The sequence below is a fragment of the Schaalia odontolytica genome, assembly GCF_002847525.1.
Classification (GTDB): Bacteria; Actinomycetota; Actinomycetes; order Actinomycetales; family Actinomycetaceae; genus Pauljensenia; species Pauljensenia odontolytica_B.
Genome location: NZ_PKKM01000003.1, coordinates 87,023 through 111,821, shown reverse-complemented (window position 1 = coordinate 111,821; position 24,799 = coordinate 87,023). Strand labels below are relative to the sequence as shown.

38 protein-coding genes are annotated in these 24,799 nt (G+C 63.9%); all 38 read left to right on the top strand.

The annotated features are described in order from the left end of the window. Positions 1–226: 226 nt before the first annotated feature. The 38 genes from rpsL to rpsI all read left to right on the top strand — a co-directional run bounded on the left by rpsL (position 227) and on the right by rpsI (position 24,787). Positions 227–601: a 30S ribosomal protein S12 gene (gene rpsL, locus CYJ22_RS02715; protein WP_003790639.1), complete on the top strand. Its 375-nt coding sequence runs from the start codon at positions 227–229 to the stop codon at positions 599–601. Further along, the gene (rpsG, locus tag CYJ22_RS02710; protein WP_003790637.1) at positions 601–1,071 is read left to right on the top strand and encodes a 30S ribosomal protein S7; all 471 of its coding nucleotides are present in this window, start codon (positions 601–603) and stop codon (positions 1,069–1,071) included. The genes rpsL and rpsG overlap by 1 nt, the downstream gene beginning before the upstream one ends. An 80-nt stretch (positions 1,072–1,151) precedes the next feature. Then, positions 1,152–3,275, top strand: a complete 2,124-nt coding sequence (gene fusA, locus CYJ22_RS02705) for an elongation factor G (protein WP_101600876.1) — start codon at positions 1,152–1,154, stop codon at positions 3,273–3,275. A gap of 147 nt (positions 3,276–3,422) precedes the next feature. Then, entirely contained in the window at positions 3,423–4,610 is a 1,188-nt protein-coding gene (tuf, locus tag CYJ22_RS02700; RefSeq protein ID WP_003790633.1) for an elongation factor Tu, read from the top strand. Positions 4,611–5,217: 607 nt separating this feature from the next. Beyond that, positions 5,218–5,526: a 30S ribosomal protein S10 gene (gene rpsJ, locus CYJ22_RS02695; RefSeq protein WP_003790631.1), complete on the top strand. Its 309-nt coding sequence runs from the start codon at positions 5,218–5,220 to the stop codon at positions 5,524–5,526. 11 nt (positions 5,527–5,537) lie between these two features. Next, on the top strand, positions 5,538–6,203 hold the full coding sequence (rplC, locus tag CYJ22_RS02690; RefSeq protein WP_009054692.1) for a 50S ribosomal protein L3: 666 nt from the start codon (positions 5,538–5,540) through the stop codon (positions 6,201–6,203). A 2-nt stretch (positions 6,204–6,205) separates the two neighbouring features. Further along, entirely contained in the window at positions 6,206–6,850 is a 645-nt protein-coding gene (gene rplD / locus CYJ22_RS02685; RefSeq protein WP_009054699.1) for a 50S ribosomal protein L4, read from the top strand. After that, complete coding sequence (rplW, locus tag CYJ22_RS02680; protein WP_003790626.1) at positions 6,847–7,152, top strand: 50S ribosomal protein L23; 306 nt, start codon at positions 6,847–6,849, stop codon at positions 7,150–7,152. Before rplD ends, rplW begins: the two co-directional genes overlap by 4 nt. Positions 7,153–7,174: 22 nt before the next feature. Next, a complete protein-coding gene (gene rplB, locus CYJ22_RS02675; protein WP_009054709.1) occupies positions 7,175–8,011 on the top strand; it encodes a 50S ribosomal protein L2 in 837 nt (278 codons plus the stop codon). Positions 8,012–8,027: 16 nt separating this feature from the next. Then, entirely contained in the window at positions 8,028–8,309 is a 282-nt protein-coding gene (gene rpsS, locus CYJ22_RS02670) for a 30S ribosomal protein S19 (protein ID WP_003790621.1), read from the top strand. A gap of 29 nt (positions 8,310–8,338) precedes the next feature. Then, positions 8,339–8,710 (top strand): 50S ribosomal protein L22, encoded by a 372-nt coding sequence (gene rplV, locus CYJ22_RS02665; protein ID WP_003790620.1) that lies wholly within the window; start codon positions 8,339–8,341, stop codon positions 8,708–8,710. Between the two features lies 1 nt (position 8,711). Further along, entirely contained in the window at positions 8,712–9,524 is an 813-nt protein-coding gene (gene rpsC / locus CYJ22_RS02660) for a 30S ribosomal protein S3 (protein WP_009054672.1), read from the top strand. 5 nt (positions 9,525–9,529) lie between these two features. Beyond that, complete coding sequence (gene rplP / locus CYJ22_RS02655; protein ID WP_003790615.1) at positions 9,530–9,949, top strand: 50S ribosomal protein L16; 420 nt, start codon at positions 9,530–9,532, stop codon at positions 9,947–9,949. Then, positions 9,949–10,182: a 50S ribosomal protein L29 gene (gene rpmC / locus CYJ22_RS02650; protein ID WP_003790613.1), complete on the top strand. Its 234-nt coding sequence runs from the start codon at positions 9,949–9,951 to the stop codon at positions 10,180–10,182. The genes rplP and rpmC overlap by 1 nt, the downstream gene beginning before the upstream one ends. Positions 10,183–10,187: 5 nt before the next feature. Then, a complete protein-coding gene (gene rpsQ, locus CYJ22_RS02645; protein WP_003790611.1) occupies positions 10,188–10,454 on the top strand; it encodes a 30S ribosomal protein S17 in 267 nt (88 codons plus the stop codon). Between the two features lie 88 nt (positions 10,455–10,542). Beyond that, positions 10,543–10,911 (top strand): 50S ribosomal protein L14, encoded by a 369-nt coding sequence (gene rplN / locus CYJ22_RS02640; RefSeq protein ID WP_003790609.1) that lies wholly within the window; start codon positions 10,543–10,545, stop codon positions 10,909–10,911. A 3-nt stretch (positions 10,912–10,914) separates the two neighbouring features. After that, positions 10,915–11,346, top strand: coding sequence for a 50S ribosomal protein L24 (gene rplX, locus CYJ22_RS02635; protein WP_009054686.1), 432 nt, complete (start codon positions 10,915–10,917; stop codon positions 11,344–11,346). Positions 11,347–11,348: 2 nt separating this feature from the next. Further along, the gene (rplE, locus tag CYJ22_RS02630) at positions 11,349–11,894 is read left to right on the top strand and encodes a 50S ribosomal protein L5 (RefSeq protein WP_101600874.1); all 546 of its coding nucleotides are present in this window, start codon (positions 11,349–11,351) and stop codon (positions 11,892–11,894) included. A 3-nt stretch (positions 11,895–11,897) separates the two neighbouring features. Continuing rightward, complete coding sequence (locus CYJ22_RS02625) at positions 11,898–12,083, top strand: type Z 30S ribosomal protein S14 (RefSeq protein ID WP_003790603.1); 186 nt, start codon at positions 11,898–11,900, stop codon at positions 12,081–12,083. Positions 12,084–12,145: 62 nt separating this feature from the next. Next, positions 12,146–12,544: a 30S ribosomal protein S8 gene (gene rpsH, locus CYJ22_RS02620; protein WP_009054660.1), complete on the top strand. Its 399-nt coding sequence runs from the start codon at positions 12,146–12,148 to the stop codon at positions 12,542–12,544. A gap of 15 nt (positions 12,545–12,559) precedes the next feature. After that, on the top strand, positions 12,560–13,102 hold the full coding sequence (gene rplF / locus CYJ22_RS02615; RefSeq protein WP_009054657.1) for a 50S ribosomal protein L6: 543 nt from the start codon (positions 12,560–12,562) through the stop codon (positions 13,100–13,102). Then, a complete protein-coding gene (gene rplR, locus CYJ22_RS02610; protein ID WP_101600872.1) occupies positions 13,102–13,473 on the top strand; it encodes a 50S ribosomal protein L18 in 372 nt (123 codons plus the stop codon). The genes rplF and rplR overlap by 1 nt, the downstream gene beginning before the upstream one ends. Positions 13,474–13,501: 28 nt before the next feature. Then, positions 13,502–14,191, top strand: coding sequence for a 30S ribosomal protein S5 (gene rpsE / locus CYJ22_RS02605; protein ID WP_009054680.1), 690 nt, complete (start codon positions 13,502–13,504; stop codon positions 14,189–14,191). Continuing rightward, positions 14,191–14,376, top strand: a complete 186-nt coding sequence (rpmD, locus tag CYJ22_RS02600; RefSeq protein WP_101600869.1) for a 50S ribosomal protein L30 — start codon at positions 14,191–14,193, stop codon at positions 14,374–14,376. The genes rpsE and rpmD overlap by 1 nt, the downstream gene beginning before the upstream one ends. Positions 14,377–14,378: 2 nt before the next feature. Further along, positions 14,379–14,843, top strand: coding sequence for a 50S ribosomal protein L15 (gene rplO, locus CYJ22_RS02595; RefSeq protein WP_003790587.1), 465 nt, complete (start codon positions 14,379–14,381; stop codon positions 14,841–14,843). Between the two features lie 256 nt (positions 14,844–15,099). Then, on the top strand, positions 15,100–16,392 hold the full coding sequence (gene secY / locus CYJ22_RS02590; RefSeq protein WP_009054737.1) for a preprotein translocase subunit SecY: 1,293 nt from the start codon (positions 15,100–15,102) through the stop codon (positions 16,390–16,392). Beyond that, the gene (locus CYJ22_RS02585; protein WP_009054742.1) at positions 16,389–16,967 is read left to right on the top strand and encodes an adenylate kinase; all 579 of its coding nucleotides are present in this window, start codon (positions 16,389–16,391) and stop codon (positions 16,965–16,967) included. Before secY ends, CYJ22_RS02585 begins: the two co-directional genes overlap by 4 nt. A gap of 3 nt (positions 16,968–16,970) precedes the next feature. Further along, entirely contained in the window at positions 16,971–17,879 is a 909-nt protein-coding gene (locus CYJ22_RS02580; RefSeq protein WP_034497653.1) for a type I methionyl aminopeptidase, read from the top strand. 887 nt (positions 17,880–18,766) lie between these two features. Beyond that, on the top strand, positions 18,767–18,988 hold the full coding sequence (gene infA / locus CYJ22_RS02575) for a translation initiation factor IF-1 (protein ID WP_003790580.1): 222 nt from the start codon (positions 18,767–18,769) through the stop codon (positions 18,986–18,988). 40 nt (positions 18,989–19,028) lie between these two features. Next, positions 19,029–19,142 carry a 50S ribosomal protein L36 gene (gene rpmJ / locus CYJ22_RS02570; protein WP_003790577.1) on the top strand — a complete coding sequence of 38 codons (114 nt, stop codon included), beginning with the start codon at positions 19,029–19,031 and terminating at the stop codon, positions 19,140–19,142. A 148-nt stretch (positions 19,143–19,290) separates the two neighbouring features. Further along, a complete protein-coding gene (gene rpsM / locus CYJ22_RS02565; protein WP_005872704.1) occupies positions 19,291–19,665 on the top strand; it encodes a 30S ribosomal protein S13 in 375 nt (124 codons plus the stop codon). Positions 19,666–19,726: 61 nt separating this feature from the next. After that, positions 19,727–20,137: a 30S ribosomal protein S11 gene (rpsK, locus tag CYJ22_RS02560; RefSeq protein ID WP_003790556.1), complete on the top strand. Its 411-nt coding sequence runs from the start codon at positions 19,727–19,729 to the stop codon at positions 20,135–20,137. A 124-nt stretch (positions 20,138–20,261) separates the two neighbouring features. Further along, a complete protein-coding gene (locus tag CYJ22_RS02555; RefSeq protein ID WP_009054765.1) occupies positions 20,262–21,257 on the top strand; it encodes a DNA-directed RNA polymerase subunit alpha in 996 nt (331 codons plus the stop codon). 43 nt (positions 21,258–21,300) lie between these two features. Beyond that, on the top strand, positions 21,301–21,870 hold the full coding sequence (gene rplQ / locus CYJ22_RS02550; RefSeq protein ID WP_101600867.1) for a 50S ribosomal protein L17: 570 nt from the start codon (positions 21,301–21,303) through the stop codon (positions 21,868–21,870). An 85-nt stretch (positions 21,871–21,955) separates the two neighbouring features. Continuing rightward, the gene (locus tag CYJ22_RS02545; RefSeq protein ID WP_060565770.1) at positions 21,956–22,705 is read left to right on the top strand and encodes an ROK family protein; all 750 of its coding nucleotides are present in this window, start codon (positions 21,956–21,958) and stop codon (positions 22,703–22,705) included. Then, positions 22,702–23,610, top strand: a complete 909-nt coding sequence (locus CYJ22_RS02540; protein ID WP_101600864.1) for a tRNA pseudouridine synthase A — start codon at positions 22,702–22,704, stop codon at positions 23,608–23,610. Before CYJ22_RS02545 ends, CYJ22_RS02540 begins: the two co-directional genes overlap by 4 nt. A 203-nt stretch (positions 23,611–23,813) precedes the next feature. Then, entirely contained in the window at positions 23,814–24,257 is a 444-nt protein-coding gene (rplM, locus tag CYJ22_RS02535; RefSeq protein WP_009054754.1) for a 50S ribosomal protein L13, read from the top strand. A 38-nt stretch (positions 24,258–24,295) separates the two neighbouring features. Next, entirely contained in the window at positions 24,296–24,787 is a 492-nt protein-coding gene (gene rpsI / locus CYJ22_RS02530; RefSeq protein WP_009054763.1) for a 30S ribosomal protein S9, read from the top strand. Positions 24,788–24,799 lie beyond the last annotated feature (12 nt).

Here is a 24,799-nt window from a genome sequence, read left to right as displayed (position 1 = left end):
GGTGGTTCCCGCTTCTGTGGAACCTCTGTGCCCGGGAAACCGGGAGCGGGCTCCGTCCGTCGGAGCTCCGGGCGTCATTCTCTGACCCACGTGGTTATCATGGCGCGCCGGCCCCCAGGCGGACACGTGTGCCCACACGGGGGTGACAACAGTCGCGGAAGACTGACAATCAGGGCCGCCCCTTAAAGTGAGGGGAGGCCGCCGACGGAAAGAAACTGGAGACCCAGTGCCTACCATTCAGCAGCTCGTCCGCAAGGGACGTGTCTCGAAGCGCGCGAAGGTGAAGACCCCCGCGCTGAAGGGCTCCCCCCAGCGTCGCGGCGTGTGCACCCGTGTGTACACCACCACGCCGAAGAAGCCGAACTCGGCTCTGCGAAAGGTCGCTCGTGTGCGCCTTTCGTCCGGCATCGAAGTCACCGCCTACATCCCCGGTGAGGGCCACAACCTGCAGGAGCACTCGATCGTGCTCGTGCGCGGTGGTCGTGTGAAGGACCTGCCCGGCGTGCGTTACCGCATCGTCCGCGGCTCGCTCGACACCCAGGGTGTCCGCGGCCGTCAGCAGGCTCGTTCCCGTTACGGCGCGAAGAAGGAGAAGAAGTAATGCCTCGTAAGGGCCCCGCTCCCCGTCGCCCCCTCGTCGATGACCCGGTTTACGGCTCCAAGGTCGTGACCCAGCTGGTCAACCGCGTTCTCCTCGACGGCAAGAAGACCGTCGCCGAGCGCATCGTCTACGGCGCACTTGAAACCGTTCGCGAGCGCACCGAGCAGGAGCCCGTCTCCGTGCTCAAGCGCGCTCTCGAGAACATTCGTCCGGCCCTCGAGGTCCGCTCCCGCCGTGTCGGTGGCGCGACCTACCAGGTCCCCGTCGAGGTTCGCCCCGCGCGCGCCACGACGCTGGCCCTGCGCTGGCTGGTTGACTTCTCGCGTCAGCGTCGCGAGAAGACCATGACCGAGCGTCTCGCCAACGAGATCCTCGACGCCTCCAACGGCCTCGGTGCCGCTGTGAAGCGCCGTGAGGACATGCACAAGATGGCTGAGTCCAACCGCGCCTTCGCGCACTACCGCTGGTGATTTAAAGACGAGGCCTGGGCAACCGGGCCTCGTCTCACGCAGCAAGAACACCCATTACTTCGAACGAAGGAACCACACTCGTGGCACTAGAGGTGCTGACGGATCTCAACAAGGTCCGCAACATTGGCATCATGGCTCACATCGATGCCGGCAAGACGACCGTGACCGAACGAATCCTGTTCTACACGGGCATCAACTACAAGATCGGCGAGACGCACGACGGCGCCTCGACGACCGACTGGATGGAACAGGAAAAGGAACGCGGCATCACGATTACGTCCGCCGCCGTTACCTCTTTCTGGAACGGTAACCAGATCAACATCATTGACACCCCCGGTCACGTTGACTTCACCGTCGAGGTTGAGCGCTCCCTGCGCGTCCTCGACGGCGCCGTCGCCGTGTTCGACGGCAAGGAGGGCGTTGAGCCCCAGTCCGAGACCGTGTGGCGTCAGGCCGACAAGTACGACGTCCCCCGTATCTGCTTCATCAACAAGATGGACAAGATGGGTGCCGACTTCTACTTCTCGGTTGGTACCATCCGCGACCGCCTGCACGCGACCCCGATCGTCATGCAGCTCCCGATGGGCGCCGAGAACGACTTCGTCGGCAACATCGACCTGCTGACCATGGAGGCCCTGACCTACCCGGCCAAGGACGACAAGGGCAACGACACGCTCGGCTCCGTCGTCGAGCGCGGCCCGATCCCCGCCGAGTACCAGGAAAAGGCTGAAGAGTACCGCGAGGCGCTCGTTGAGGCCGCCGCTGAGGGCTCCGACGAGCTGACCGAGGCTTACCTGGAGAACGGCGAGCTCACGCTCGAGCAGATCAAGGAAGGCATCCGCCTCCTGACCATCTCCTCGCGCGCGTTCCCCGTCTACTGCGGTACCGCTCTGCGCAACATGGGCGTGCAGCCCGTCCTCGACGCCGTCGTGGACTTCCTGCCCTCCCCGCTCGACATCGGCGACGTTCGCGGCTTCCTCCCCGGTTCTGAGACCGAGGAAGAGACCGAGGTTCGTAAGCCCGACGAGAACGAGCCCTTCTCCGCTCTGGCGTTCAAGATCGCCGCTCACCCCTTCTACGGCAAGCTCACCTTCATCCGCGTGTACTCCGGTAAGGTCGAGTCCGGCGCCCAGGTCCTCAACTCGACCAAGGGCAAGAAGGAGCGCATCGGCAAGATCTTCCAGATGCACTCGAACAAGGAGAACCCCGTCGACGTGGCGCACGCTGGCCACATCTACGCGGTGATCGGCCTCAAGGACACCACGACCGGCGACACCCTGTCCGCGATGGACAAGCCGATCGTCCTCGAGTCGATGACGTTCCCCGCCCCCGTTATCCAGGTCGCCGTCGAGCCCAAGTCGAAGGCCGACCAGGAGAAGATGGGCGTCGCCATCCAGAAGCTGGCGGAAGAGGACCCGACGTTCACCGTCGAGCTCGACGCTGAGACCGGCCAGACCATCATCGGTGGTATGGGTGAGCTCCACCTCGACATCATCGTCGACCGTATGCGTCGCGAGTTCAAGGTCGAGGCCAACGTGGGTAACCCGATGGTTGCCTACCGCGAGACCATCCGCAAGGCGGTCGAGAAGTACGAATACACGCACAAGAAGCAGACCGGTGGTTCCGGTCAGTTCGCGCGTGTCATCATCGCCCTGGAGCCCCTCCCGGCCGACTCCGAGGAAGAGTACATGTTCGAGGACAAGGTCACCGGTGGCCGCGTTCCTCGCGAGTACATCCCGTCGGTCGACGCGGGCATCAAGGACGCCATGCAGTCCGGCGTTCTCGCCGGCTACCCGATGGTCGACATCAAGGCCACGCTGCTCGACGGCGCCTACCACGAGGTTGACTCCTCCGAAATGGCGTTCAAGGTTGCTGGCTCGATGGCGCTGAAGGAAGCTGCTAAGAAGGCTAACCCCGTCCTCCTCGAGCCGATCATGGCCGTTGAGGTTCGTACTCCCGAGGAGTACATGGGCGATGTCATCGGCGACCTCAACTCTCGTCGTGGTCAGATCTCGTCGATGGACGAGCAGCACGGCGTGCGCGTCGTCAAGGCTCAGGTGCCGCTGTCCGAGATGTTCGGATACGTTGGCGACCTGCGCTCCAAGACGCAGGGCCGCGCTGTCTACTCCATGGAGTTCGACAGCTATGCCGAGGTTCCGCGCGCCGTCGCGGACGAGATCGTCGGCAAGTCTCGGGGCAACTGAGTCCCACCGGGGGCTCGTGGGGCAGGGTGACCTGCCCTGCGAGCCGCCTCACACACAAGTAAACCCAGTAGGTCTCAAGCCCCAGGGGTGTTAAAGTGGCACCTAGCCGTAGGCTGAGAATATCTACCCGAGTCCAGGAGGACACAAGTGGCGAAGGCCAAGTTTGAGCGCACCAAGCCGCACGTCAACATCGGCACGATTGGTCACGTTGACCACGGCAAGACGACGCTGACGGCAGCTATCACCAAGGTGCTGCACGATAAGTACCCGGATCTGAACGAGTTCACCCCCTTCGATCAGGTCGACAACGCTCCCGAGGAGCGCGATCGTGGTATCACGATCAACGTCTCCCACGTCGAGTACCAGACCGAGGCGCGTCACTACGCGCACGTTGACGCCCCCGGCCACGCCGACTACGTCAAGAACATGATCACCGGCGCGGCCCAGATGGACGGCGCGATCCTCGTGGTCGCCGCCACCGACGGCCCCATGGCCCAGACCCGCGAGCACGTTCTGCTCGCCCGTCAGGTCGGCGTCCCCACCATCCTCATCGCCCTCAACAAGGCCGACATGGTCGACGACGAGGAGATGCTGGAGCTGGTTGAGGAAGAGTGCCGCGACCTGCTCGAGTCCCAGGACTTCGACCGCGACGCCCCGATCATCCAGGTGTCCGCTCTGAAGGCCCTCGAGGGCGACCCGGAGTGGGTTGCCAAGGTCGAGGAGCTCATGGAGGCTGTGGATTCCTACATCCCCACCCCCGAGCGCGACATGGACAAGCCCTTCCTCATGCCGATCGAGGACGTCTTCACGATCACCGGTCGTGGCACCGTCGTCACCGGTCGTGTTGAGCGTGGCAAGCTGCCCATCAACTCCGAGGTCGAGATCCTCGGTATCCGTGAGCCCCAGAAGACCACGGTTACCGGCATCGAGATGTTCCACAAGTCGATGGACGAGGCCTGGGCTGGCGAGAACTGTGGTCTGCTCCTCCGCGGCACCAAGCGCGACGAGGTCGAGCGTGGCCAGGTTGTGGCCGTTCCCGGCTCCATCACGCCTCACACCGACTTCGAGGGCCAGGTCTACATCCTCAAGAAGGAAGAGGGCGGCCGTCACAACCCGTTCTTCTCGAACTACCGTCCGCAGTTCTACTTCCGTACCACGGACGTGACCGGCGTCATCACCCTCCCCGAGGGCACCGACATGGTCATGCCTGGCGACACCACCGAGATCTCCGTCCAGCTGATCCAGCCGATCGCTATGGAGCCCGGCCTCGGCTTCGCCATCCGTGAGGGTGGCCGCACCGTTGGTTCCGGTCGTGTCACCAAGATCATCAAGTGAATCGACTTCTGAGTCTTTCTCAGATCTGATTCGCTGCTGATCCAGCGGCATTGAAGGCCCCGCCTCTTTTCAGAGGCGGGGCCTTTCGCTATTCGGCTCGTGAGTGAATGTTTCTGCTCGTGGAGTCACTGTGTGTACGTGAATGCTCTGCGCTCAGTCTTCTGTGACATCCGTGGCTCAAGAGGCATATGGGCATACTGTGCTTTGGCGCTACTTGGCGTATTCACGTGGCTGCCCCGGCCTCGTTCATGGAAATGTGACCGATCACCGGTTGCGACACGCCCGAGTGCGGGGTACGGTAGTTTCTTGGTGACGGTCTGGGCTGTTTTGCGCAGCTTAGGCCATCATCCACGCCAATCTGTCGGTGGTTTCACATGCGAGAACGCCCTTTAGGGTTTGTGCTCGCGGGTGGAACTCTGACAGAATGGCACGGTTGCCTCAGCGTCTCTGGGGTGGTCCATGCGTGCCATCACGTATGGATCGGGCAATATGCCCAAGATCTTTGGACAAGACGTCGGTCCAGCGCGAGCAATCGCGCGCACAACGGCTGCGACACGCCCGAGTGCGGGGACCGGCGGCGAATCTGTACGAGAAGAGGTAAGACGGCATGGCGGGACAGAAGATCCGCATCCGGCTCAAGTCGTATGACCACGAGGTCATCGACAGCTCCGCGCGCAAGATCGTGGACACCGTACAGCGTGCTGGCGCCACGGTCGTGGGCCCGGTGCCGCTGCCGACCGAGAAGAACGTTTTCGTCGTCATTCGGTCGCCCCACAAGTACAAGGACAGCCGCGAGCACTTTGAAATGCGCACGCACAAGCGGCTCATCGACATCATCGACCCGACCCCCAAGGCCGTCGATTCGCTCATGCGCCTCGACCTGCCTGCGGACGTCAACATCGAGATCAAGCTCTGAGGACATCTGCAATGACTAACAAGAAGCAGCACGCTGCCGCGCCCATCAAGGCGCTGCTCGGCCGCAAGCTCGGCATGACCCAGGTTTGGGATGCCGACGGCCACCTCGTGCCCCTGACTGTCGTGCAGGTCGGCACCAACGTCGTCACCCAGGTTCGTACCGAAGAGGTCGACGGCTACTCCGCTATCCAGCTTGGCTTCGGTGAGATTGACTCCCGTAAGGTCACCAAGCCCCTGCAGGGCCACTTCGAGAAGGCCGGAGTTGCTCCGCGCCGTCACCTCGTTGAGGTTCGCACCTCCGAGCATGACTCTTACGAGCTCGGCCAGGAGCTCGACGCCGCCACCTTCGAGGCTGGCCAGGCTGTCGACGTCTCCGGCACCACCAAGGGCAAGGGCTTTGCCGGCGTTATGAAGCGTCACGGCTTCGCCGGCGTTTCCGCCTCCCACGGTGCGCACCGCAACCACCGCAAGCCCGGTTCGATCGGCGCCTGCGCGACGCCCGGTCGCATCTTCAAGGGCCTGCGCATGGCCGGCCGCATGGGTGGCAACCGTCGTACTGTTGAGAACCTGACGATCCAGGCCGTCGACACCGAGAAGGGCCTGCTGCTCATCAGCGGTGCCATCCCCGGCCCCAAGAACGGCGTTGTCCTGGTTCGCTCCTCCGTGAAGGGTGCGTGATCATGGCTGACGATCGTAACGTTGACGTCATCGACCTCAAGGGCAAGAAGGCGGGCTCCGTCGTTCTCCCCGGGTCTATTTTCGACGTCCCCACCAACATTCCGCTGATGCACCAGGTTGTCGTCGCTCAGCTTGCGGCCGCCCGTCAGGGCACGCACGCGACGAAGACCCGCGGTGAGGTCGCTGGTGGCGGCAAGAAGCCGTTCCGCCAGAAGGGCACCGGTAACGCTCGCCAGGGCTCCATCCGTGCGCCTCACTTCACCGGTGGCGGCATCGTCCACGGCCCTCAGCCGCGTGACTACGACCAGCGCACCCCCAAGAAGATGAAGCAGGGCGCTCTGCGCTCCGCTCTGTCCGATCGTGCGCGCGCCGACCGCATCCACGTTGTCACCGCCCTGTTCGAAGGCGACAAGCCCTCGACCAAGGCTGCTCTCGCCGCTCTGCGCGCGATCGTCGAGGACCGTCAGGCTCTCGTCGTCCTCGAGCGTGGCAACGAACTGACCGCGCTGTCCCTGCGCAACGTTCCCGAGGTTCACGTTCTGTGGGCCGACCAGCTGAACACGTACGACGTCTTGGACGCCGATGACATCGTCTTCACGCAGGCCGCCCTTGAGTCCTTCCTCGGTACCAAGGAGGAGACCAAGTGAGCACGATTGAAGCGGGCAAGAACCCCCGCGACATCATCCTGAAGCCGGTCACCACCGAGAAGTCGCTCGCCCTCATGGACCTGGGCAAGTACACCTTCGAGGTTGACCCCCGCGCGAACAAGACCGAGATCAAGATTGCCCTGGAGCGTATCTTCGGCGTCAAGATCGGTTCCATCGCCACCCAGAACCGCAAGGGCAAGACCTACCGCACCCGCAACGGGATCGGTAAGCGCAAGGACGTCAAGCGTGCCATCGTCACCGTGCGTGAGGGCACCATCGACATCTTCGGCGATCAGGCCTGAGGACCGAAGGGACATTTGAACAATGGGAATTCGCAAGTACAAGCCCACGACCCCGGGCCGTCGCTTCTCGTCCGTCTCTGACTTCGTCGAGATCACCCGCGACACCCCCGAGAAGTCGCTGCTGCGCCCGCTGCACAAGACCGGTGGCCGTAACAACAACGGCCGCGTGACCTCCCGCCACCGCGGCGGCGGCCACAAGCGCCAGTACCGCGTGATCGACTTCCGTCGTCACGACAAGGACGGCGTCCCGGCAACGGTCGCTCACATCGAGTACGACCCCAACCGCACCGCTCGCATCGCCCTCCTGCACTACGCGGATGGCGAGAAGCGCTACATCCTCGCTCCGACCGGCCTCAAGCAGGGCGATCAGATCGAGGCTGGCGTTGGCGCTGACATCAAGCCCGGCAACTCGCTGCAGCTGCGCAACATCCCCCTGGGTACCGTTGTGCACGCCGTTGAGCTCTACCCGGGTGGCGGCGCTAAGATCGCCCGTTCCGCTGGCACCTCCGTGCAGCTCGTCGCTAAGGAAGGCCGCTTCGCCCAGCTGCGTATGCCCTCCGGCGAGATCCGCAACGTCGAGGCCACCTGCCGCGCCACCATCGGCGAGGTCGGTAACGCCGAGCAGTCGAACATCAACTGGGGCAAGGCCGGCCGTATGCGCTGGAAGGGCAAGCGCCCGCACGTCCGTGGTGTCGTTATGAACCCGGTTGATCACCCGCACGGCGGTGGTGAAGGCCGCACGTCCGGTGGTCGTCACCCCGTGTCGCCTTGGGGCAAGCCCGAGGGCCGTACGCGTCGTCCGAAGAAGGCGTCCGATCGTCTGATCGTCCGCCGTCGCAAGACCGGCAAGAACCGCTGAGTAGGAGTCGATTGAAATGCCGCGTAGTTTGAAGAAGGGCCCGTTCGTCGACGACCACCTGCTCAAGAAGGTCGACGCCGCGAACGAATCCGGCTCTAAGAACGTCATCAAGACCTGGTCGCGTCGCTCGGTCATCACCCCGGACTTCCTGGGTCTGACCATCGCCGTCCACGACGGCCGTAAGCATGTGCCCGTTTTCGTCACCGAGTCGATGGTGGGCCACAAGCTCGGCGAGTTCGCTCCCACGCGTACTTTCCGCAGCCACGACAAGGACGATCGTAAGGGACGTCGGCGCTGAGCCGGCCCCACGGAAGAAGAGGCAGATACATGGAAGCCAAGGCGCAGGCGCGATTCATCCGCGTCACGCCCCAGAAGTCCCGCCGTGTTGTGAACGAGGTTCGCGGCAAGCGTGTTCTGGAGGCCGCCGACATTCTGCGGTTCGCCCCGCAGGCCGTCGCCACCGATGTCCGCAAGGTGCTCCTGAGCGCCGTCGCCAACTCGAAGGTCAAGGCTGAGAACGCCGGCGAGACCTTCAACGAGGCCGACCTGCTCGTCCTGGAGGCATACGTGGACGAGGGTCCGACCATGAAGCGCATTCGTCCCCGTGCACAGGGGCGCGCCGGTCGTATCCTGAAGCGCACCTCCCACATCACCATCGTGGTGGGTACCAAGGAAGACAAGAAGAAGGGAGACCGCTGATATGGGTCAGAAGGTCAACCCCCGCGGGTTCCGTCTGGGAATCACCACTGACCACCGGTCTCGCTGGTTCTCCGACTCCACCACCAAGGGACAGCGCTACGCGGATTACGTGGCCGAAGACGTCGCGATCCGCAAGTTCCTGACCGACAACCTCGAGCGCGCCGGCATCGCCGAGGTGAGCATCGAGCGCACGCGTGACCGCGTTCGCGTCGATCTGCACACCGCTCGCCCGGGCATCGTCATCGGTCGCCGTGGTGCAGAGGCCGACCGCCTGCGCGTTCAGCTCGAGAAGCTGACGGGCAAGCAGGTTCAGCTGAACATCCTTGAGGTCAAGAACCCCGACCTCGAAGCGCAGCTCGTTGCGCAGGGCATTGCCGAGCAGCTCGCTGCCCGCGTGTCCTTCCGTCGTGCGATGCGTAAGGGCATCCAGTCCGCGCAGCGCGCTGGCGCCAAGGGCATTCGTGTCCAGGTGTCCGGCCGTCTGGGTGGCGCTGAAATGTCCCGCTCCGAGTTCTACCGTGAGGGTCGCGTGCCGCTGCACACCCTCCGCGCGAACATCGACTACGGATTCCACGAGGCTCGTACGACCTTCGGTCGCATCGGCGTCAAGGTGTGGATCTACAAGGGCGACATCACCGAGCGCGAGTTCGCTCGCCAGCAGGCCGAGCAGGCCCAGCGTGGCGGCCGTCGCGATGGCCGCCGTGGTGGCCCGCGCCGCGGTGGACGCCCCAACCAGGAGACCGCTGCGCAGCAGGCTCCCCGCGAGGCTTCGGCCTCCGAGGCCGCTGCGCCCACGACCGGAACGGAGGCCTGAGCCCAATGCTCATTCCCCGTCGGACTAAGTACCGCAAGCAGCACCGTCCTCACCGCACTGGCTTTGCCTCCGGTGGCACCGAACTGGCGTTCGGCGACTACGGCATCCAGGCTCTCGAGGCTGCGTACATCACCAACCGTCAGATTGAGGCGGCTCGTATTGCCGTGACCCGTCACATCAAGCGTGGCGGTAAGGTCTGGATCAACATCTTCCCGGACCGCCCGCTGACCAAGAAGCCCGCCGAAACCCGAATGGGTTCCGGTAAGGGTGCTCCGGAGTGGTGGGTTGCCCCCGTCAAGCCCGGACGTGTCATGTTCGAGCTGGCAGGCGTCCCCGAGGAGCTCGCTCGCGAGGCCCTCAGCCGTGCCCAGCACAAGCTTCCTATCAAGACCCGCTTCGTGGTCCGAGAGGGTGGTGACATCTGATGGCAGATAAGGGTCTGACCACCGAGCAGCTCGACGCCATGGACAACTCCCAGCTGTCCAAGGAGCTCGAGAAGGCGAAGGCTGAGCTGTTCAACCTGCGTTTCGCGCAGGCCGTTGGCAACCTCGAGGATCACGGTCGCATGAAGACCGTGCGTCGCGACATTGCCCGGATCTACACCATCGCGCGTGAGCGGGAGCTTGGCTACCGCACCGCCCCGAGCACTGAGGAGTGAGCCTGATGGCAGAAACCACCGCTCGTAACGAGCGTAAGGTCCGTCGCGGCTACGTCGTCAGCGACAAGATGGACAAGACCGTTGTCGTCCAGATCGAGGACCGCGTCAAGCACGCCCTCTACGGCAAGGTCATGCGCAAGAACAAGAAGGTCAAGGTTCACGACGAGCACAACGAGTGCGGTGTCGGCGATCTCGTCCTCATCATGGAGACCCGCCCGCTGTCGGCCACCAAGCGCTGGCGCGTTGTGGAGATCCTCGAAAAGGCGAAGTGACCTTCGCTCACAGACCGAAATCCGTTCGGCAAGGCTCGACCGGTACAATCCGGAAGAGAACCGGCACGACGACAGGAGTCAATAGAAAATGATCCAGCAGGAGTCGCGACTGAAGGTCGCCGATAACACAGGGGCCAAGGAGATCCTGACCATCCGTGTTCTCGGTGGCTCGGGTCGGCGCTACGCGGGTATCGGCGACACCATTGTCGCTACCGTGAAGGACGCCATCCCCGGCGGCAACGTCAAGAAGGGCGAAGTCGTCAAGGCAGTGATCGTTCGCACGCGTAAGGAAACCCGCCGCCCCGACGGTTCCTACATTCGTTTCGACGAGAATGCGGCCGTCATCATCAACAACAATGGCGAGCCGCGTGGCACGCGTATCTTCGGCCCCGTGGGCCGCGAGCTGCGCGACAAGAAGTTCATGCGTATCGTCTCCCTCGCTCCGGAGGTGATCTGATCCATGGCAGCCAAGATTCGTAAGAATGACCTCGTCGAGGTCGTTCGCGGACGCACGTCCGACGAGAAGGCGCTGGCCAAGCGCAACGCCCGTCGCGCTGAGGAGGGCCTCGAGCCCTTGAAGCCCGGCGATAAGGGCAAGCAGGGCCGCGTCATCCAGGTGTTCCCGGCTGAGGGCAAGGTCCTCGTCGAGGGCATCAACCTGAAGACGCGCCACGTGCGCCAGGGCCAGCAGGGCAGCGCCGGCGGCATCGAGACCATCGAAGCCCCCATCGCCCTGTCGAAGGTCGCTCTGGTCGACCCCGAGACCAAGAAGCGCGTTCGCGTCGGTTTCCGCGAGGACACCGTTGAGCGCGGCGGCCGCACCCGCACCGTCCGAGTCCGCGTGACTCGTGGCGGCGCGCAGCGCGGCGTTGAGCAGGGCAAGGAGATCTGAGCATGGCCCCGCGTCTGAAGGAAAAGTACGTCTCCGAGATCCGCGAGGCGCTCCGTGCTGAGTTCAAGCACGAGAACGTCATGCAGGTCGGCGGACTGACGAAGATTGTCGTCAACATGGGTGTCGGCGAGGCCGCTCGCGACTCGAAGGCACTCGAGGGCGCTATCCGCGACCTCACCGCGATCACCGGCCAGAAGCCCGTGACCACCCGCGCCAAGAAGTCCATCGCGCAGTTCAAGCTGCGTGAGGGCCAGGCGATTGGTGCGCACGTGACGCTTCGCGGCGACCGCATGTGGGAGTTCCTGGACCGCCTCCTCTCGACGGCGCTTCCCCGTATCCGTGACTTCCGCGGACTGTCCCCCAAGCAGTTCGACGGTCACGGTAACTACACCTTCGGTCTCACGGAACAGTCGATGTTCCACGAGATCGACCAGGACTCGATCGACCGAGTGCGCGGCATGGACATCACGGTTGTCACCTCGGCCACCACCGACGAAGAGGGTCGCGCCCTTCTCCGTCACCTCGGCTTCCCGTTCAAGGAGGACTGACCCATGGCCAAGACATCCCTGAAGGTCAAGGCTGCCCGCAAGCCGAAGTTCGGCGTGCGTGCCTACACCCGGTGCAACCGTTGCGGTCGTCCGCACTCGGTGTACCGCAAGTTCGGACTGTGCCGCGTGTGCCTGCGCGAGCTTGCCCACCGTGGCGAGCTCCCCGGTGTCACCAAGAGCAGCTGGTAAAACGAACGTCGCAGGTCCCGGGTAACCGGAGAAACCGCGACGAGGAAGGGGAATAAACCCCCATGACAATGACAGACCCGATTGCAGATATGCTGACGCGTCTGCGCAACGCGAATCGTGCGCACCACGATGCGGTTTCCATGCCGTACTCGAAGCTCAAGAACGCGATTGCGAACATCCTGGTCGAGGAAGGCTACATCGCCTCGACCTCCGTCGAGGATGCCCGCGTGGGCAAGACCCTGACGATCAACCTGAAGTACGGCTCGCACCGCGAAGCCGCCATCCAGGGGCTCAAGCGCGTGTCCAAGCCCGGTCTGCGCGTGTACGCCAAGTCCACCAACCTGCCCAAGGTCCGCGGCGGCCTCGGCGTGGCGATTCTGTCCACGTCCTCCGGCCTGCTCACCGACCGCCAGGCAGCCGAGAAGGGTGTGGGTGGGGAAGTCCTCGCCTACATCTGGTGATGAGGAGGCTGAACAATGTCGCGAATTGGTAAGAACCCCATCGCTATCCCCGCCGGCGTCGACGTGACGATCGACGGCCAGAACGTGACCGTGAAGGGCCCCAAGGGCACCCTCTCTCACGTTGTTGCCGAGCCCATCGTCGCGAAGATTGAAGACGGCCAGGTTGTCGTTGAGCGTCCGAACGACGAGCGCACCTCGCGTTCGCTCCACGGACTGTCCCGCACGCTGATCGCCAACATGATTGTTGGCGTGACCGAGGGCTACAAGAAGGATCTCGAAATCACGGGCACCGGTTACCGCGTGGTCGCCAAGGGTAAGGACCTCGAGTTCTCCCTGGGCTTCTCCCACACGATCACCATCACCCCGCCCGAGGGCATCGAGTTCACGATCGCTCCGAAGTCCCAGACGCTGTTCACGGTCTCCGGAATCGACAAGCAGCTCGTCGGCGAGACCGCTGCTCGCATCCGCAAGCTGAAGAAGCCGGAGCCCTACAAGGGCAAGGGCATCCACTACGTGGGCGAGACCATCCGTCGCAAGGTCGGAAAGGCTGGTAAGTGATGGCTTACTCGATCAAGGGCAAGGGCAAGTTCGTCGCTCGCAAGCGCCGTCACCTCCGCCTCCGCAAGAAGATCAACGGCACGCCCGAGCGTCCCCGTCTGGTCGTCACCCGTTCGAACCGCCACATGGTGGCTCAGGTCATCGACGATACGGTCGGCCACACCCTGGTGTCGGCCTCCGACATCGAGACCGAGGTCGCCGGTTCCGAGGGCACGAAGACCGACAAGGCTCGCAAGGTTGGCGCTCTGATCGCCGAGCGTGCGAAGGCTGCCGGTATCGCCGCTGTCGTCTTCGACCGTGGTGGTAACAAGTACGCAGGTCGCGTTGCGGCCGTTGCCGAGGCCGCCCGTGAGGGCGGACTCGAGCTGTGAACGAGCCGAAAGAAAGAGAGATCATCTGATGGCTGCACAGCAGCGAGACAGGAACGGTTCGGGCGCGGGCGAGAACAACGATCGCCGTGAGCGCCGCTCCGGCCGCGGCAACGATCGCGATAACCGCCGGAACAACGAGAACAAGAACGAGTACATCGAGCGCGTCGTGACGATCAACCGCGTCTCCAAGGTTGTGAAGGGTGGACGTCGTTTCTCCTTCACCGCCCTGGTTGTCGTGGGTGACGGCGAAGGCACGGTGGGTGTCGGCTACGGAAAGGCCAAGGAAGTTCCTCAGGCCATTTCCAAGGGCGTTGAGGAGGCGAAGAAGAACTTCTTCCGCGTCCCGATGATCCGCCGCACGATCACGCACGTGGTGCAGGGCCGCGATACCGCCGGTATCGTCCTGCTCCGTCCGGCCGCCCCCGGTACCGGTGTTATCGCCGGTGGCCCGGTGCGCGCCGTCCTGGAGGCCGCGGGCGTCCACGACGTGCTCACCAAGTCGCTGGGCTCGTCCAACGCGATCAACATCGTCCACGCGACGGTTGACGCACTCAAGCAGCTCGAGCAGCCCGAGGCTGTCGCCGCTCGCCGCGGCCTGCCCCTCGAGCGCGTTGCTCCCGCGTCCATGCTGCGCGCTCGCGCAGAGGGCGAGGCCGAGAAGCGCGCGGCTGCCGAGGCCGCCGAGGCCGACAAGGCCGCTGCAGGGGAGGCTAAGTGATGGCGAAGCACATCAAGATCACGCAGGTCAAGTCCTCTGCTCACGCGAAGCAGAACATGAAGGACACGCTGCGCACCCTCGGGCTGCGCAAGATCGGCCAGAGTGTCGTGCGTGAGCAGACGGATGCCGTTCTGGGCGCCGTTCGCACCGTGCGTCACCTGGTGACCGCTGAGGAGGTCGACTGACAATGGCGGACTCCACGAATAAGACGCAGATCGTTAAGCTGCATCACCTGCGTCCTGCCCCCGGAGCCAAGACCGCGAAGACCCGCGTGGGTCGCGGTGAGGGTTCGAAGGGTAAGACCGCTGGCCGTGGCACCAAGGGCACCAAGGCCCGTTACCAGGTTGCTGCCGGCTTCGAGGGTGGCCAGATGCCGATTCACATGCGTCTGCCGAAGCTTCGCGGCTTCAAGAACCCCTTCCGCGTTGAGTACCAGGTCGTGAACGTTGGCAAGCTCGGGGAGCTCTTCCCCGAGGGCGGCAAGGTCACGGTCGAGGACCTCATCGCCAAGCACGCCGTTCGCGACTCCGCGCCCGTCAAGGTGCTCGGTACCGGCGAACTCAGCGTGAAGCTCGAGGTCGAGGTCGACTCCTGGTCGTCCTCCGCCGAGGCTAAGATCACGGCTGCCGGCGGGTCTATCTCGGCTCGCTGACGGTGAACGGGGGTGGTCCTGCGAAGGACCACCCCCGTTACGTGTCTGCCGCATGGTGGGCGACAGGCTGTCAAATGGCCTTTTGCCCCCGAAAACAACCGATCTCCGCCTCGGAGATCACGCGCCCCGTGTTTCGTTAAATACATGGCAATGCGCTTTTTTAATGATTGGATATCGCCAACCGCTACCCGTGTCGGGTAAGCTGGATCAGTCTAGGGGCTCTGCCCCGCTTGCCCATCACCCGTAGGAGGAAGCCTTGCTCGGTGCATTCGCCCAGGCGTTCCGTACCCCCGACCTGCGTCGGAAGCTGCTCTTTACCCTGTTCATCATGGCCGCATTCCGGCTGGGGTCGTTCATCCCGACGCCCGGCGTGGACTCGCAGGCCGTCCAGCGCTGCATGGCGCAGGAGTCGCAGGCGTCGCTGCTCGACCTCGTCAACCTGTTCTCGGGTGGAGCGCTCCTTCAGCTGTCGATCTTCGCGCTCGGCATCATGCCGTACATCACCGCGTCGATCATCATCCAGCTGCTGAGGGTCGTCATTCCTCGTTTTGATGACCTCCACAAGGAGGGGCAGACCGGCCAGGCCAAGCTGACGCAGTACACGCGTTACCTGACGATCTTCCTGGGCATCCTGCAGGCGACGACGACGATCTCTCTCGCCCGCAGCGGCCAGCTCTTCCAGTCGTGCCAGTACGACATCATCAAGGACCGCTCGGTTCTGACCTTCATCATGATGATCATCGTCATGATGGCCGGCACCGGCGTCATCATGTGGCTGGGCGAGCTCATCACGGAGCGCGGCATCGGTAACGGTATGTCGCTACTGATCTTCACGTCCATCGCCGCCCGCCTCCCGGAGCAGCTGCTCTCCATTGGCCAGGCCGGCAAGTGGGGTTCGGTCGCTGCGATCGTCGCGCTTCTCCTCCTCGTCGCTATCGCTGTCGTCTACGTGGAGCAGGCGCAGCGCCGCATTCCCGTCCAGTACGCCAAGCGCATGATCGGCCGTCGTCAGTACGGCGGCACGACGACGTACATCCCGCTGAAGATCAATATGTCGGGCGTTATCCCCGTCATCTTCGCGTCCTCGATTCTTGCCCTGCCCCCGATGGCGGCGCAGTTCGGCAAGCCTGATGATCAGTGGGTCCAGTGGATCTCCGCGCACTTCACGCAGGGCAGCACGTTCTACCTGACGATTTACGCCCTCATGACACTGTTCTTCACCTTCTTCTACACCGCGATTACGTTCAATCCGGATGAGGTTGCGGACAACATGAAGAAGTACGGAGGCTTCATCCCCGGATACCGTGCGGGACGCCCCACGGCTGAGTACCTGCGCTACGTGATCAACCGAATCACCTCTGCCGGTGCCCTTTACCTGGTGATCATTGCCCTCCTGCCGTCTCTGGCGATCATCCCGCTGAAGCTGTCGAGCTCGCAGATGCCCTTCGGTGGCACCACGCTGCTCATCATCATCGGTGTCGGCCTGCAGACGGTGAAGGAAATCAACACGCAGCTGCAGCAGCACCACTACGAAGGATTCCTGAAATGACAGTCGTCATCCTCCTCGGCCCTCCCGGAGCTGGTAAGGGCACCCAGGCCTCGCGCATCGCTGAGCGCCTTGGTATCCCGGCTATTTCGACGGGCGACATCTTCCGTGCCAACATGGCGGAAGGTACGGAGATTGGCAAGCAGGCGCAGGCCTACATGGATCGTGGCGAGTTCGTTCCGGACTCGGTCACGAACACGATGGTGAAGGCGCGCCTCGCAGCCCCCGACGCTGCCAATGGCTTCCTGCTGGACGGCTACCCGCGTTCGCTGGAGCAGGCGCACGTCCTGCGCGACATGCTTCTCGACCTGGGTAAGGCCATCGACGTCGTCCTGGAGATCCAGGTGGACGAGGATGAGGTCGTGGAGCGTATGCTCAAGCGTGCTCAGGAGCAGCACCGCACGGATGACACTGAGCCGGTCATGCGTCACCGCCTGGAGGTTTACCACCAGCAGACGCTGCCCGTCGCCACCTACTACGTCGATCAGGATCTCCTCGAGGTCGTGGACGGCTCGGGTTCGATCGACGACGTCACGGCTCGCATCTTTGCGATCCTCGACTCGGTGGCAAAGAACTAAGCGATGCCACGCATTGAACTGAAGTCCGCGCAGGAGCTTCGATGGATGCGCGAGGCCGGCCTGGTCGTCGCGTCTATCCACGAGGCCCTGCGCGGTGCCATTCGCCCCGGCATCACGACGCGTGAGCTGGACGAGGTTAGCGCCCAGGCGATTGTCGACGGGGGAGCGACTTCCAACTTCAAGGGCTACTACGGCTATCCGGCGACGGTGTGCATTTCCGTGAACGACGTGATCGTTCACGGCATCCCGGGCGACTATGAGCTGGCCCCTGGCGACATCGTGTCTTTTGACTGCGGTGCGTATGTGGAACGCGGTGGTCGCCAGTGGCACGGGGACGCTGCCTTCAGCGTCATCGTTGGCGAAACCTTCGTGTCGGACGCTGACTTCGCGGCGGGGGAGCGAGCCACCGGTGCTATCGCCGGAGTGGACGAGAACCTGCTGCGCGAGCGTCGTCAGCTCGACGCAGTGACGCGAGAGTCCCTGTGGGCTGCCCTCGCGGGGCTTGCGACCGGCAAGCGCATTAGCGCGGTCGGCAACGCGGTTGAGACCGTCGTCGCAGAGAATGCTCTTATCAACGGCTGGGAAGCTGGCATCATTGAGGAGTTTGTTGGCCACGGTATCGGGACGAAGATGCACATGCCGCCGGACGTTCTCAACTACAACGTTCGTGGGATTCAGGCTCGCCTGAAGCCTGGCATGGTCCTGGCGGTCGAGCCGATGCTCACCCGCGGGGATATTGCTTCGCAGACGGATGATGACGAGTGGACGGTGCGTACAGTCGACGGCCGCGACGCCGCTCACTGGGAGCACTCGATTGCGATCACCGAGGATGGTGTTTCCGTCCTGACGGCGCGCGACGGGGGAGTGGCCGGACTGGCGCCCTACGGCGTCACCCCGGTGTCACTGGACTGACATCACAGACGCATGCGGGCCCGGTACCTCACGCAGGTATCGGGCCCGATCTGTTCGTCGACGAGGTCGTGGCTGCGCCACCGGTGTTCCGGGCGCCGTCGGGCCCGCCCGCCCGCTCGCCTTCCGCGCCGCGAGCTTTGCTCGGCGCGTCGGCTCGAAGCCCGGCCAGGCCCTGCAGGCCCGTCGGCGCCCTCCACACTGGTGGCGCGTGGTGTGCGTTGCGCGTTACTCGACCAGGCACACTTCGCCCTCAGCCTTTGCGCTGCCACATCGCTGCGCACGCAATCGATGTCGCATGCAATTCCCCCGCGACTATTTCAAACCATGAAAATGTGGCGTTGGAATTGCAACGGTTTCTGGCTTAGTTGAATCTTCGTCCAATCGAATTGCATGCGACATTTGTGTGGTCGGGCCCTGTGGTCTGCCGAGAGACCATAACCACCTGCACTCTGCTCAGTCAGTCTGTACGGCTGCGCCCTAGCGTTTTTGCGTCGTGAGGCCCATGGTTCCCTCTGTTTGGGACTTATCTGGATAGGTTATGCGCATCCGGATAGGTTATTAAGCTATCCGGATGTTCGTTTCCTATCCGGATGTGTGTTGGAGACTGTGGGCGGTACCCCGCGCGCGCTTATCTGGCGCTGCGCTGAGGAAGCGGTGGGGTGCGGGCCGCCCCGGCCTCGTCGTTATGGGGCGAACGATAACGGCGATTCGATGAAATGTGACGCATTAAACGTGAGCGAACCGACAGGGACCCTGACTACCGCCGATGGGCGTGAATGCCGTAGAGTAGTTCCTTGGGCGTATCTGCATCCGGCATTCGTCGGTGCACTATGCCTAGCGGCATCCGCCGCAACCTATCCGAGACATGTAGAGGATAAACGGAGGATATGGCGAAGAAAGACGGCGTCATTGAGATGGAAGGCACGGTCGTTGAGGCCCTGCCTAACGCGATGTTCCGTGTGGAACTGAAGAATGGCCACGTGGTTCTCGGCCACATTGCGGGAAAGATGCGTCAGCACTACATCCGCATCCTGCCCGAGGATCGAGTTGTCGTCGAGCTGAGCCCCTACGACCTCTCCCGAGGCCGTATCGTCTACCGCTACAAGTGACCCGACACGAACTGCCCGACGGGCAGTGGAGGTAACAACCATGAAGGTCAAGCCGAGTGTCAAGAAGATCTGTGACAAGTGCAAGGTGATTCGTCGCCACGGCAACGTCATGGTCATCTGCGACAACCCCAGGCACAAGCAGCGCCAGGGCTGAGACCCGCTGCGACCCGCGGGGCACCAAGCCCCACAGCATCACTCTAAGCACCCACCCGTGGGTGACCCTCGGTTCGGAGGCCGAGGCCGGGCTGCTCGCCCGGACTGAGCGATGACGACCTCCGATGAACAACTGGAGCAACATCACCATGGCACGTATTGCCGGCGTCGACCTCCCCCGCGAGAAGCGGCTCGAGATCGCGCTCACATACATCTACGGAGTCGGCCGCACCCGCGCGGCAGAGACCCTCGCCGCCACCGGCGTCAGCCCGGACACTCGCGTGAAGGACGCGACGGAAGAGGAACTCGTTAAGCTTCGTGACTACATTGAGGCAAACTTCAAGGTTGAGGGTGACCTCCGCCGTGAGGTTCAGGCCGACATTCGTCGCAAGATCGAAATCGGTTCGTACCAGGGCCTTCGCCACCGTCGTGGCCTGCCGGTCCACGGTCAGCGCACCAAGACCAACGCGCGTACCCGCAAGGGCCCCAAGCGCACCGTTGCAGGCAAGAAGAAGGCCAAGTAAGGCCTAGGAGAGCGCATCCCCTCGGGATAGCTTTCCGCGACAAGAAGGAACTGAACCAGAAATGGCAGCAGCAAAGACCTCGCGCTCGGGCGGTGCCCGCAAGCCGCGTCGCAAGATTTCGAAGAACGTCACCAACGGCCACGCCTACATCAAGTCGACGTTCAACAACACCATCGTTTCCCTCACGGACCCCACGGGCGCGGTTGTCGCCTGGGCGTCCTCCGGCCAGGTTGGCTTCAAGGGTTCGCGTAAGTCCACCCCCTTCGCCGCGCAGCTCGCGGCCGAGGCTGCGGCTCGTCGCGCCCAGGAGCACGGCATGAAGAAGGTTGACGTTTTCGTGAAGGGTCCCGGCTCCGGCCGTGAGACCGCGATCCGTTCCCTCCAGGCCGCCGGCCTCGAGATCGGTTCGATCCAGGACGTCACGCCTCAGGCCTTCAACGGCACCCGCCCGCCGAAGCGCCGCCGCGGCTGACTTGTGGACGGGAGGGCTTTGCCCTCCCCACGTCTGAACCTTCGGGTTCTTACTCCCTTAGCCTGCTTCAGCAGGTTCCCATATCCGGTGTCATATAGCGGGCACCGGCCAGAAAGGAATAGACGTGCTCATTGCAGAGCGACCCATCCTGACCGAAGAAAAGGTCAGCGACCTGCGCTCCCGTTTCACCCTGGAGCCCCTCGAGCCCGGGTTCGGCTACACGCTGGGTAACTCCCTGCGTCGTACCCTCCTGTCCTCGATCCCGGGTGCAGCGGTGACGTCCATCCGTATTGATGGCGTCCCCCACGAGTTCCGCACGATCGAAGGTGTGAAGGAAGATGTCGCTGAGATCATCCTGAACATCAAGCAGATCGTCCTGTCCAGCGAGAACGACGAGCCTGTCGTCATGTACCTGCGGAAGGCTGGCCCCGGCGAGGTTCTCGCCGGCGACATCACGCCTCCCGCCGGCGTGGAGATCCACAACCCCGATCTGCACCTTGCCACCCTCAACGAGAAGGGCAAGCTGGAGATCGAGCTGACCGTCGAGCGTGGCCGTGGCTACGTGTCGGCCGCTCAGAACAAGGATCCGCAGGCCGAGATCTCTCGCATTCCGATTGATTCGATCTACTCGCCCGTCGTCAAGGTGACCTACAAGGTCGAAGCGACGCGTGTTGAGCAGCGCACCGACTTCGATCGCCTCGTCATCGACGTGGAGACCAAGCCGGCGATCACCCCGCGCGATGCCCTGGCCTCGGCCGGCAAGACGCTGGTGGAGCTGTTCGGCCTCATGCGTGAACTGAACGAGGAAGCAGAAGGCATCGAGGTGGGTCCGTCCACCACCGACGCCACCCTCGCAGCCGATCTGGCTCTCCCGATCGAGAACCTGAACCTGCAGTCGCGTTCCTACAACGCGCTGCGTCGCCGCGGCATTCTGACCGTCGGCGAGCTGGTTGCTCACTCGGAGGCCGACCTGCTCGACATCCGCAACTTCGGCACCAAGTCGATCGAAGAGATCAAGGAGTCCCTGGCGGCCCTTGGTATGACGCTGAAGGACTCGGTTATGCCGAGCTTCGGCGACTCGGAGTCCGCCGCGATCTTTTCGGACGACCAGTCCATCTGACCCCGTGCGTCCGATGGACGCATTGAATCCGTAGGAGAAACTCATGCCCACCCCCAAGAAGGGTGCTCGTCTGGGCGGTAGCCCGGCACACCAGAAGCTGATCCTGTCGAACCTGGCAGCTCAGCTCATCGAACACCGTGCGATCACGACGACCGAGGCCAAGGCTAAGGCCCTGCGCCCCTACGTCGAGAAGCTCATCACCAAGGCCAAGCGTGGCGACCAGCACGCCCGCCGCACGGTCATGAAGAAGATCCCCAACAAGGGCATCGTCGCGATCCTCTTCGAGGAGCTCGTTCCCGCGATGGATTCCGAGCGCGCCGGCGGCTACACCCGCCTCATCCGCGTCGGTAACCGCAAGGGCGACAACGCTCCCCTGATGCGCATTGAGCTCGTCATGGAGAAGGTCGAGAAGAAGGCCGTCGTGAAGGCTGCTGAGAAGACCGCCGCCAAGGCCGTCGCCGAAGAGGCCGAGAAGGCTGCCGAGGCTGCCGCCGAGCGCGCCGAAGAGGCTCGCGAGGAAGGCGATCTCGCCAAGGCCAACGAGGCCGAGGAAATCGCCGAGGAGGCCGGCAAGGCTGCAGACGCCGCCGAGCAGGCCGCCGACGAGAAGTGACCGTGAGTCACTGATCAACTCGAGCACTGGGCCGGACATTCCGCAAGGAGTGTCCGGCCCTTGTCGTATCCGGTAGCCTGAAGCCATGACTCGTGAGATGACGTTGGCGATTGACTGCGGCGGCGGTGGCATTAAGGGCTCCGTCGTGGATGAGCGCGGCACCATGATGGCCCCGCCTCGCAGGGTGCCCACTCCTTACCCGCTACCTCCCGAGCTCCTCGTCGAAACCGTTATCGGCCTCGCGCGTGAGCTTCCCACTGCGACGCGAGTGACGATGGGTATGCCGGGAATGATCCGCCACGGCGTCGTCATCGCGACCCCTCACTACATCACGCGCGACGGGCCGCGCTCGCGCGTGCTGCCCGAGCTGGTGGAACGCTGGGATCACTTCGACATGGGCCGTGCGATTGAGGAGGCCCTCGGCCTGCCCACCAAGGTCTTGAACGATGCCGAAGTCGCTGGCGCCGGCGCGATCACGGGCCGCGGCCTCGAAATGATCATCACCCTGGGAACGGGCCTCGGTAACGCGGTGTTTGACGGCGGCCAGCTGGCACCCCACGTCGAGGTCTCTCAGGGACCTGTTCGCTGGGGCCTGACATACGACGACTACATCGGCGAGCACGAGCGCCTGCGTCTGGGCGACGTTCATTGGTCGCGCCGTGTCCGTCGCGTCGTGGATGGCCTGCGCCCCATGTACATGTGGGACCGCCTCTACTTGGGCGGCGGCAACTCCAAGCGCATCACGGCCTCGAACCTGCGCCTCATGGGCGATGACGTCATCGTCGTGCCCAACGACGCTGGCATCATTGGCGGCGTTCGGGCGTGGGAGCTGTGAGCGCGCGGCGCTTGCGCCTCGACCTGGGCTACGACGGCACTGACTTTCGAGGCTGGGCCGCTCAGCCGGGCCTGCGCACCGTCCAAGGTGAGATTGAAGCGGCGCTCGCCATGGCCTCGCGCGAAGAGATCGTGACGACGGTCGCCGGTCGTACCGACGCGGGGGTTCATGCGCGTCACCAGGTCTGTCACGCGGACATTTCCGAGGCCGCCTGGGCGCGACTGTCGCCCAGGGGAGGGGAGTCCGACGAACAGGCCGTGGCCTCGGCGATTGTCCGCCGACTCAACAAGATTCTCTCCGGCCGCTACGGCGAACGCGCTCGTGGCCGCGACCTTGCTGCTGCGCGCGGGACCTGCGACGTGCGCATCTACTCGGCCGTCATCGTTGACCGCAGTTTCGACGCGCGCTTTTCTGCCCTCGGCCGCTCCTACGCATACCGGGTGTCCGACCGGCCCGAGCCTCTCGGGCGCTGGGATCGCCTGTGGGTTGAGGAGGCCCTCGACGAGGCGGCCATGAACGAGGCCGGGGCCGCCCTCCTCGGAGAACACGACTTTCTCGGATTCTGCCGCCCGCGCGAGGGGGCTACGACGATCCGTACGCTGCGTACCCTGCGCTCCGCGCGTGACGCCGAGGGAACCCTCGTCTTCCGAGTCGAGGCGGACGCGTTCTGCCACTCGATGGTCCGCTCCCTGGTGGGGGCTCTCCTCCTCGTGGGCTCGGGCGCGCGCGACGCCGACTATCCGGCGCAGATTCTGCGGGCTCGTTCACGCTCCGAGGCTGCGCCGATCGCCCCCGCGCACGGACTCACCCTCGAAGGGGTCGAGTATCCCGATCCTTCGCAGTGGGGTGCGCGAGCCGAGCAGGCCCGGGCCAGGCGCGACAGATGCTGTGGTGACGACGGCTGAGGAATGTGACACAGTATTCGCCGCGCTTTGACCACCGGGCTGCGCACAGATAATATGGCTAGTGCTGTGCGTCAGCAGAGTACCTAGTGTCTCCCACTCGCTAGGAGCGCTCGCCGACGCCTCGCGCGAACCGTTTCATCGCGGATGCCCCCGGAAAAACCGGCGCGGCGTCCCATGACCAAGAAGAATTGAAGGTTACGCCCGTGCGCACCTATTCACCCAAGCCTGGGGACGCGGACAAGAAGTGGTACGTCATTGACGCCACCGACGTCGTCCTCGGTCGCCTGGCAGCCCAGACCGCTGCCCTCCTCCGTGGGAAGCACAAGCCGACGTTCGCCCCTCACATGGACATGGGCGACTACGTCATCATCATCAACGCGGACAAGGTCGCTCTGACCGGCAAGAAGCTGGACCAGAAGATGGCCTACCGTCACTCCGGTCGTCCCGGTGGCCTGACCGCGACCGCTTACCGTGACCTCCTCGCCGCGACGCCTGAGCGCGCCGTCGAGAAGGCCGTTAAGGGCATGCTTCCTCACAACTCCCTCGGCCGCGCGCAGTTCAAGAAGCTGCACGTTTACGCTGGCCCGGAGCACCCCCACGCCGGCCAGTCGCCGGTTCCCTACGAACTGACCCAGGTGGCTCAGTGACCTCTGGTCGCTGAACGCCTTTGACCCTGAGGAGAACCGTGGCTGAGACCATCGTTTCCGCTGAGCTGGACGAGGAAGTCGTCCCCAGCTCCTACACGTCCGAGACCGAGTCGGCTCCCGCCGGCGCCGGTCAGTCCATCACCGCGCCCGGCGCGGGCCTGGGCCGCCGCAAGGAGGCCGTCGCCCGCGTTCGCCTGGTCCCCGGCTCCGGCAAGTGGACCATCAACGGTCGCACCCTTGAGGACTACTTCCCCAACAAGCTGCACCAGCAGCTGGTGAAGTCCCCCTTCGTGCTGCTCGACATTGACGGCCGCTTCGACGTCATCGCCCGCATCAACGGCGGCGGCGTTTCCGGCCAGGCCGGCGCCCTGCGCCTCGGCGTGTCGCGCGCCCTCAACGAGATCGACCGCGACGCGAACCGTCCGGCCCTCAAGAAGGCTGGCTTCCTGACCCGCGATGCCCGCGCCACCGAGCGTAAGAAGGCAGGCCTCAAGAAGGCCCGCAAGGCTTCGCAGTTCTCGAAGCGCTGATTTCACTCAGCA

What these genes read in the sequence shown, in the direction of transcription:
- rpsG (WP_003790637.1), top strand. Translation starts at nt 601, where the DNA reads ATGCCTCGTAAGGGCCCCGCTCCCCGTCGCCCCCTCGTCGATGACCCG.
- rpsJ (WP_003790631.1), top strand. Translation starts at nt 5,218, where the DNA reads ATGGCGGGACAGAAGATCCGCATCCGGCTCAAGTCGTATGACCACGAG.
- rplC (WP_009054692.1), top strand. Translation starts at nt 5,538, where the DNA reads ATGACTAACAAGAAGCAGCACGCTGCCGCGCCCATCAAGGCGCTGCTC.
- rplD (WP_009054699.1), top strand. Translation starts at nt 6,206, where the DNA reads ATGGCTGACGATCGTAACGTTGACGTCATCGACCTCAAGGGCAAGAAG.
- rplB (WP_009054709.1), top strand. Translation starts at nt 7,175, where the DNA reads ATGGGAATTCGCAAGTACAAGCCCACGACCCCGGGCCGTCGCTTCTCG.
- rpsS (WP_003790621.1), top strand. Translation starts at nt 8,028, where the DNA reads ATGCCGCGTAGTTTGAAGAAGGGCCCGTTCGTCGACGACCACCTGCTC.
- rplV (WP_003790620.1), top strand. Translation starts at nt 8,339, where the DNA reads ATGGAAGCCAAGGCGCAGGCGCGATTCATCCGCGTCACGCCCCAGAAG.
- rpsC (WP_009054672.1), top strand. Translation starts at nt 8,712, where the DNA reads ATGGGTCAGAAGGTCAACCCCCGCGGGTTCCGTCTGGGAATCACCACT.
- rplP (WP_003790615.1), top strand. Translation starts at nt 9,530, where the DNA reads ATGCTCATTCCCCGTCGGACTAAGTACCGCAAGCAGCACCGTCCTCAC.
- rpmC (WP_003790613.1), top strand. Translation starts at nt 9,949, where the DNA reads ATGGCAGATAAGGGTCTGACCACCGAGCAGCTCGACGCCATGGACAAC.
- rpsQ (WP_003790611.1), top strand. Translation starts at nt 10,188, where the DNA reads ATGGCAGAAACCACCGCTCGTAACGAGCGTAAGGTCCGTCGCGGCTAC.
- rplN (WP_003790609.1), top strand. Translation starts at nt 10,543, where the DNA reads ATGATCCAGCAGGAGTCGCGACTGAAGGTCGCCGATAACACAGGGGCC.
- rplX (WP_009054686.1), top strand. Translation starts at nt 10,915, where the DNA reads ATGGCAGCCAAGATTCGTAAGAATGACCTCGTCGAGGTCGTTCGCGGA.
- rplE (WP_101600874.1), top strand. Translation starts at nt 11,349, where the DNA reads ATGGCCCCGCGTCTGAAGGAAAAGTACGTCTCCGAGATCCGCGAGGCG.
- CYJ22_RS02625 (WP_003790603.1), top strand. Translation starts at nt 11,898, where the DNA reads ATGGCCAAGACATCCCTGAAGGTCAAGGCTGCCCGCAAGCCGAAGTTC.
- rpsH (WP_009054660.1), top strand. Translation starts at nt 12,146, where the DNA reads ATGACAATGACAGACCCGATTGCAGATATGCTGACGCGTCTGCGCAAC.
- rplF (WP_009054657.1), top strand. Translation starts at nt 12,560, where the DNA reads ATGTCGCGAATTGGTAAGAACCCCATCGCTATCCCCGCCGGCGTCGAC.
- rplR (WP_101600872.1), top strand. Translation starts at nt 13,102, where the DNA reads ATGGCTTACTCGATCAAGGGCAAGGGCAAGTTCGTCGCTCGCAAGCGC.
- rpsE (WP_009054680.1), top strand. Translation starts at nt 13,502, where the DNA reads ATGGCTGCACAGCAGCGAGACAGGAACGGTTCGGGCGCGGGCGAGAAC.
- rpmD (WP_101600869.1), top strand. Translation starts at nt 14,191, where the DNA reads ATGGCGAAGCACATCAAGATCACGCAGGTCAAGTCCTCTGCTCACGCG.
- rplO (WP_003790587.1), top strand. Translation starts at nt 14,379, where the DNA reads ATGGCGGACTCCACGAATAAGACGCAGATCGTTAAGCTGCATCACCTG.
- CYJ22_RS02585 (WP_009054742.1), top strand. Translation starts at nt 16,389, where the DNA reads ATGACAGTCGTCATCCTCCTCGGCCCTCCCGGAGCTGGTAAGGGCACC.
- CYJ22_RS02580 (WP_034497653.1), top strand. Translation starts at nt 16,971, where the DNA reads ATGCCACGCATTGAACTGAAGTCCGCGCAGGAGCTTCGATGGATGCGC.
- infA (WP_003790580.1), top strand. Translation starts at nt 18,767, where the DNA reads ATGGCGAAGAAAGACGGCGTCATTGAGATGGAAGGCACGGTCGTTGAG.
- rpmJ (WP_003790577.1), top strand. Translation starts at nt 19,029, where the DNA reads ATGAAGGTCAAGCCGAGTGTCAAGAAGATCTGTGACAAGTGCAAGGTG.
- rpsM (WP_005872704.1), top strand. Translation starts at nt 19,291, where the DNA reads ATGGCACGTATTGCCGGCGTCGACCTCCCCCGCGAGAAGCGGCTCGAG.
- rpsK (WP_003790556.1), top strand. Translation starts at nt 19,727, where the DNA reads ATGGCAGCAGCAAAGACCTCGCGCTCGGGCGGTGCCCGCAAGCCGCGT.
- rplQ (WP_101600867.1), top strand. Translation starts at nt 21,301, where the DNA reads ATGCCCACCCCCAAGAAGGGTGCTCGTCTGGGCGGTAGCCCGGCACAC.
- CYJ22_RS02545 (WP_060565770.1), top strand. Translation starts at nt 21,956, where the DNA reads ATGACTCGTGAGATGACGTTGGCGATTGACTGCGGCGGCGGTGGCATT.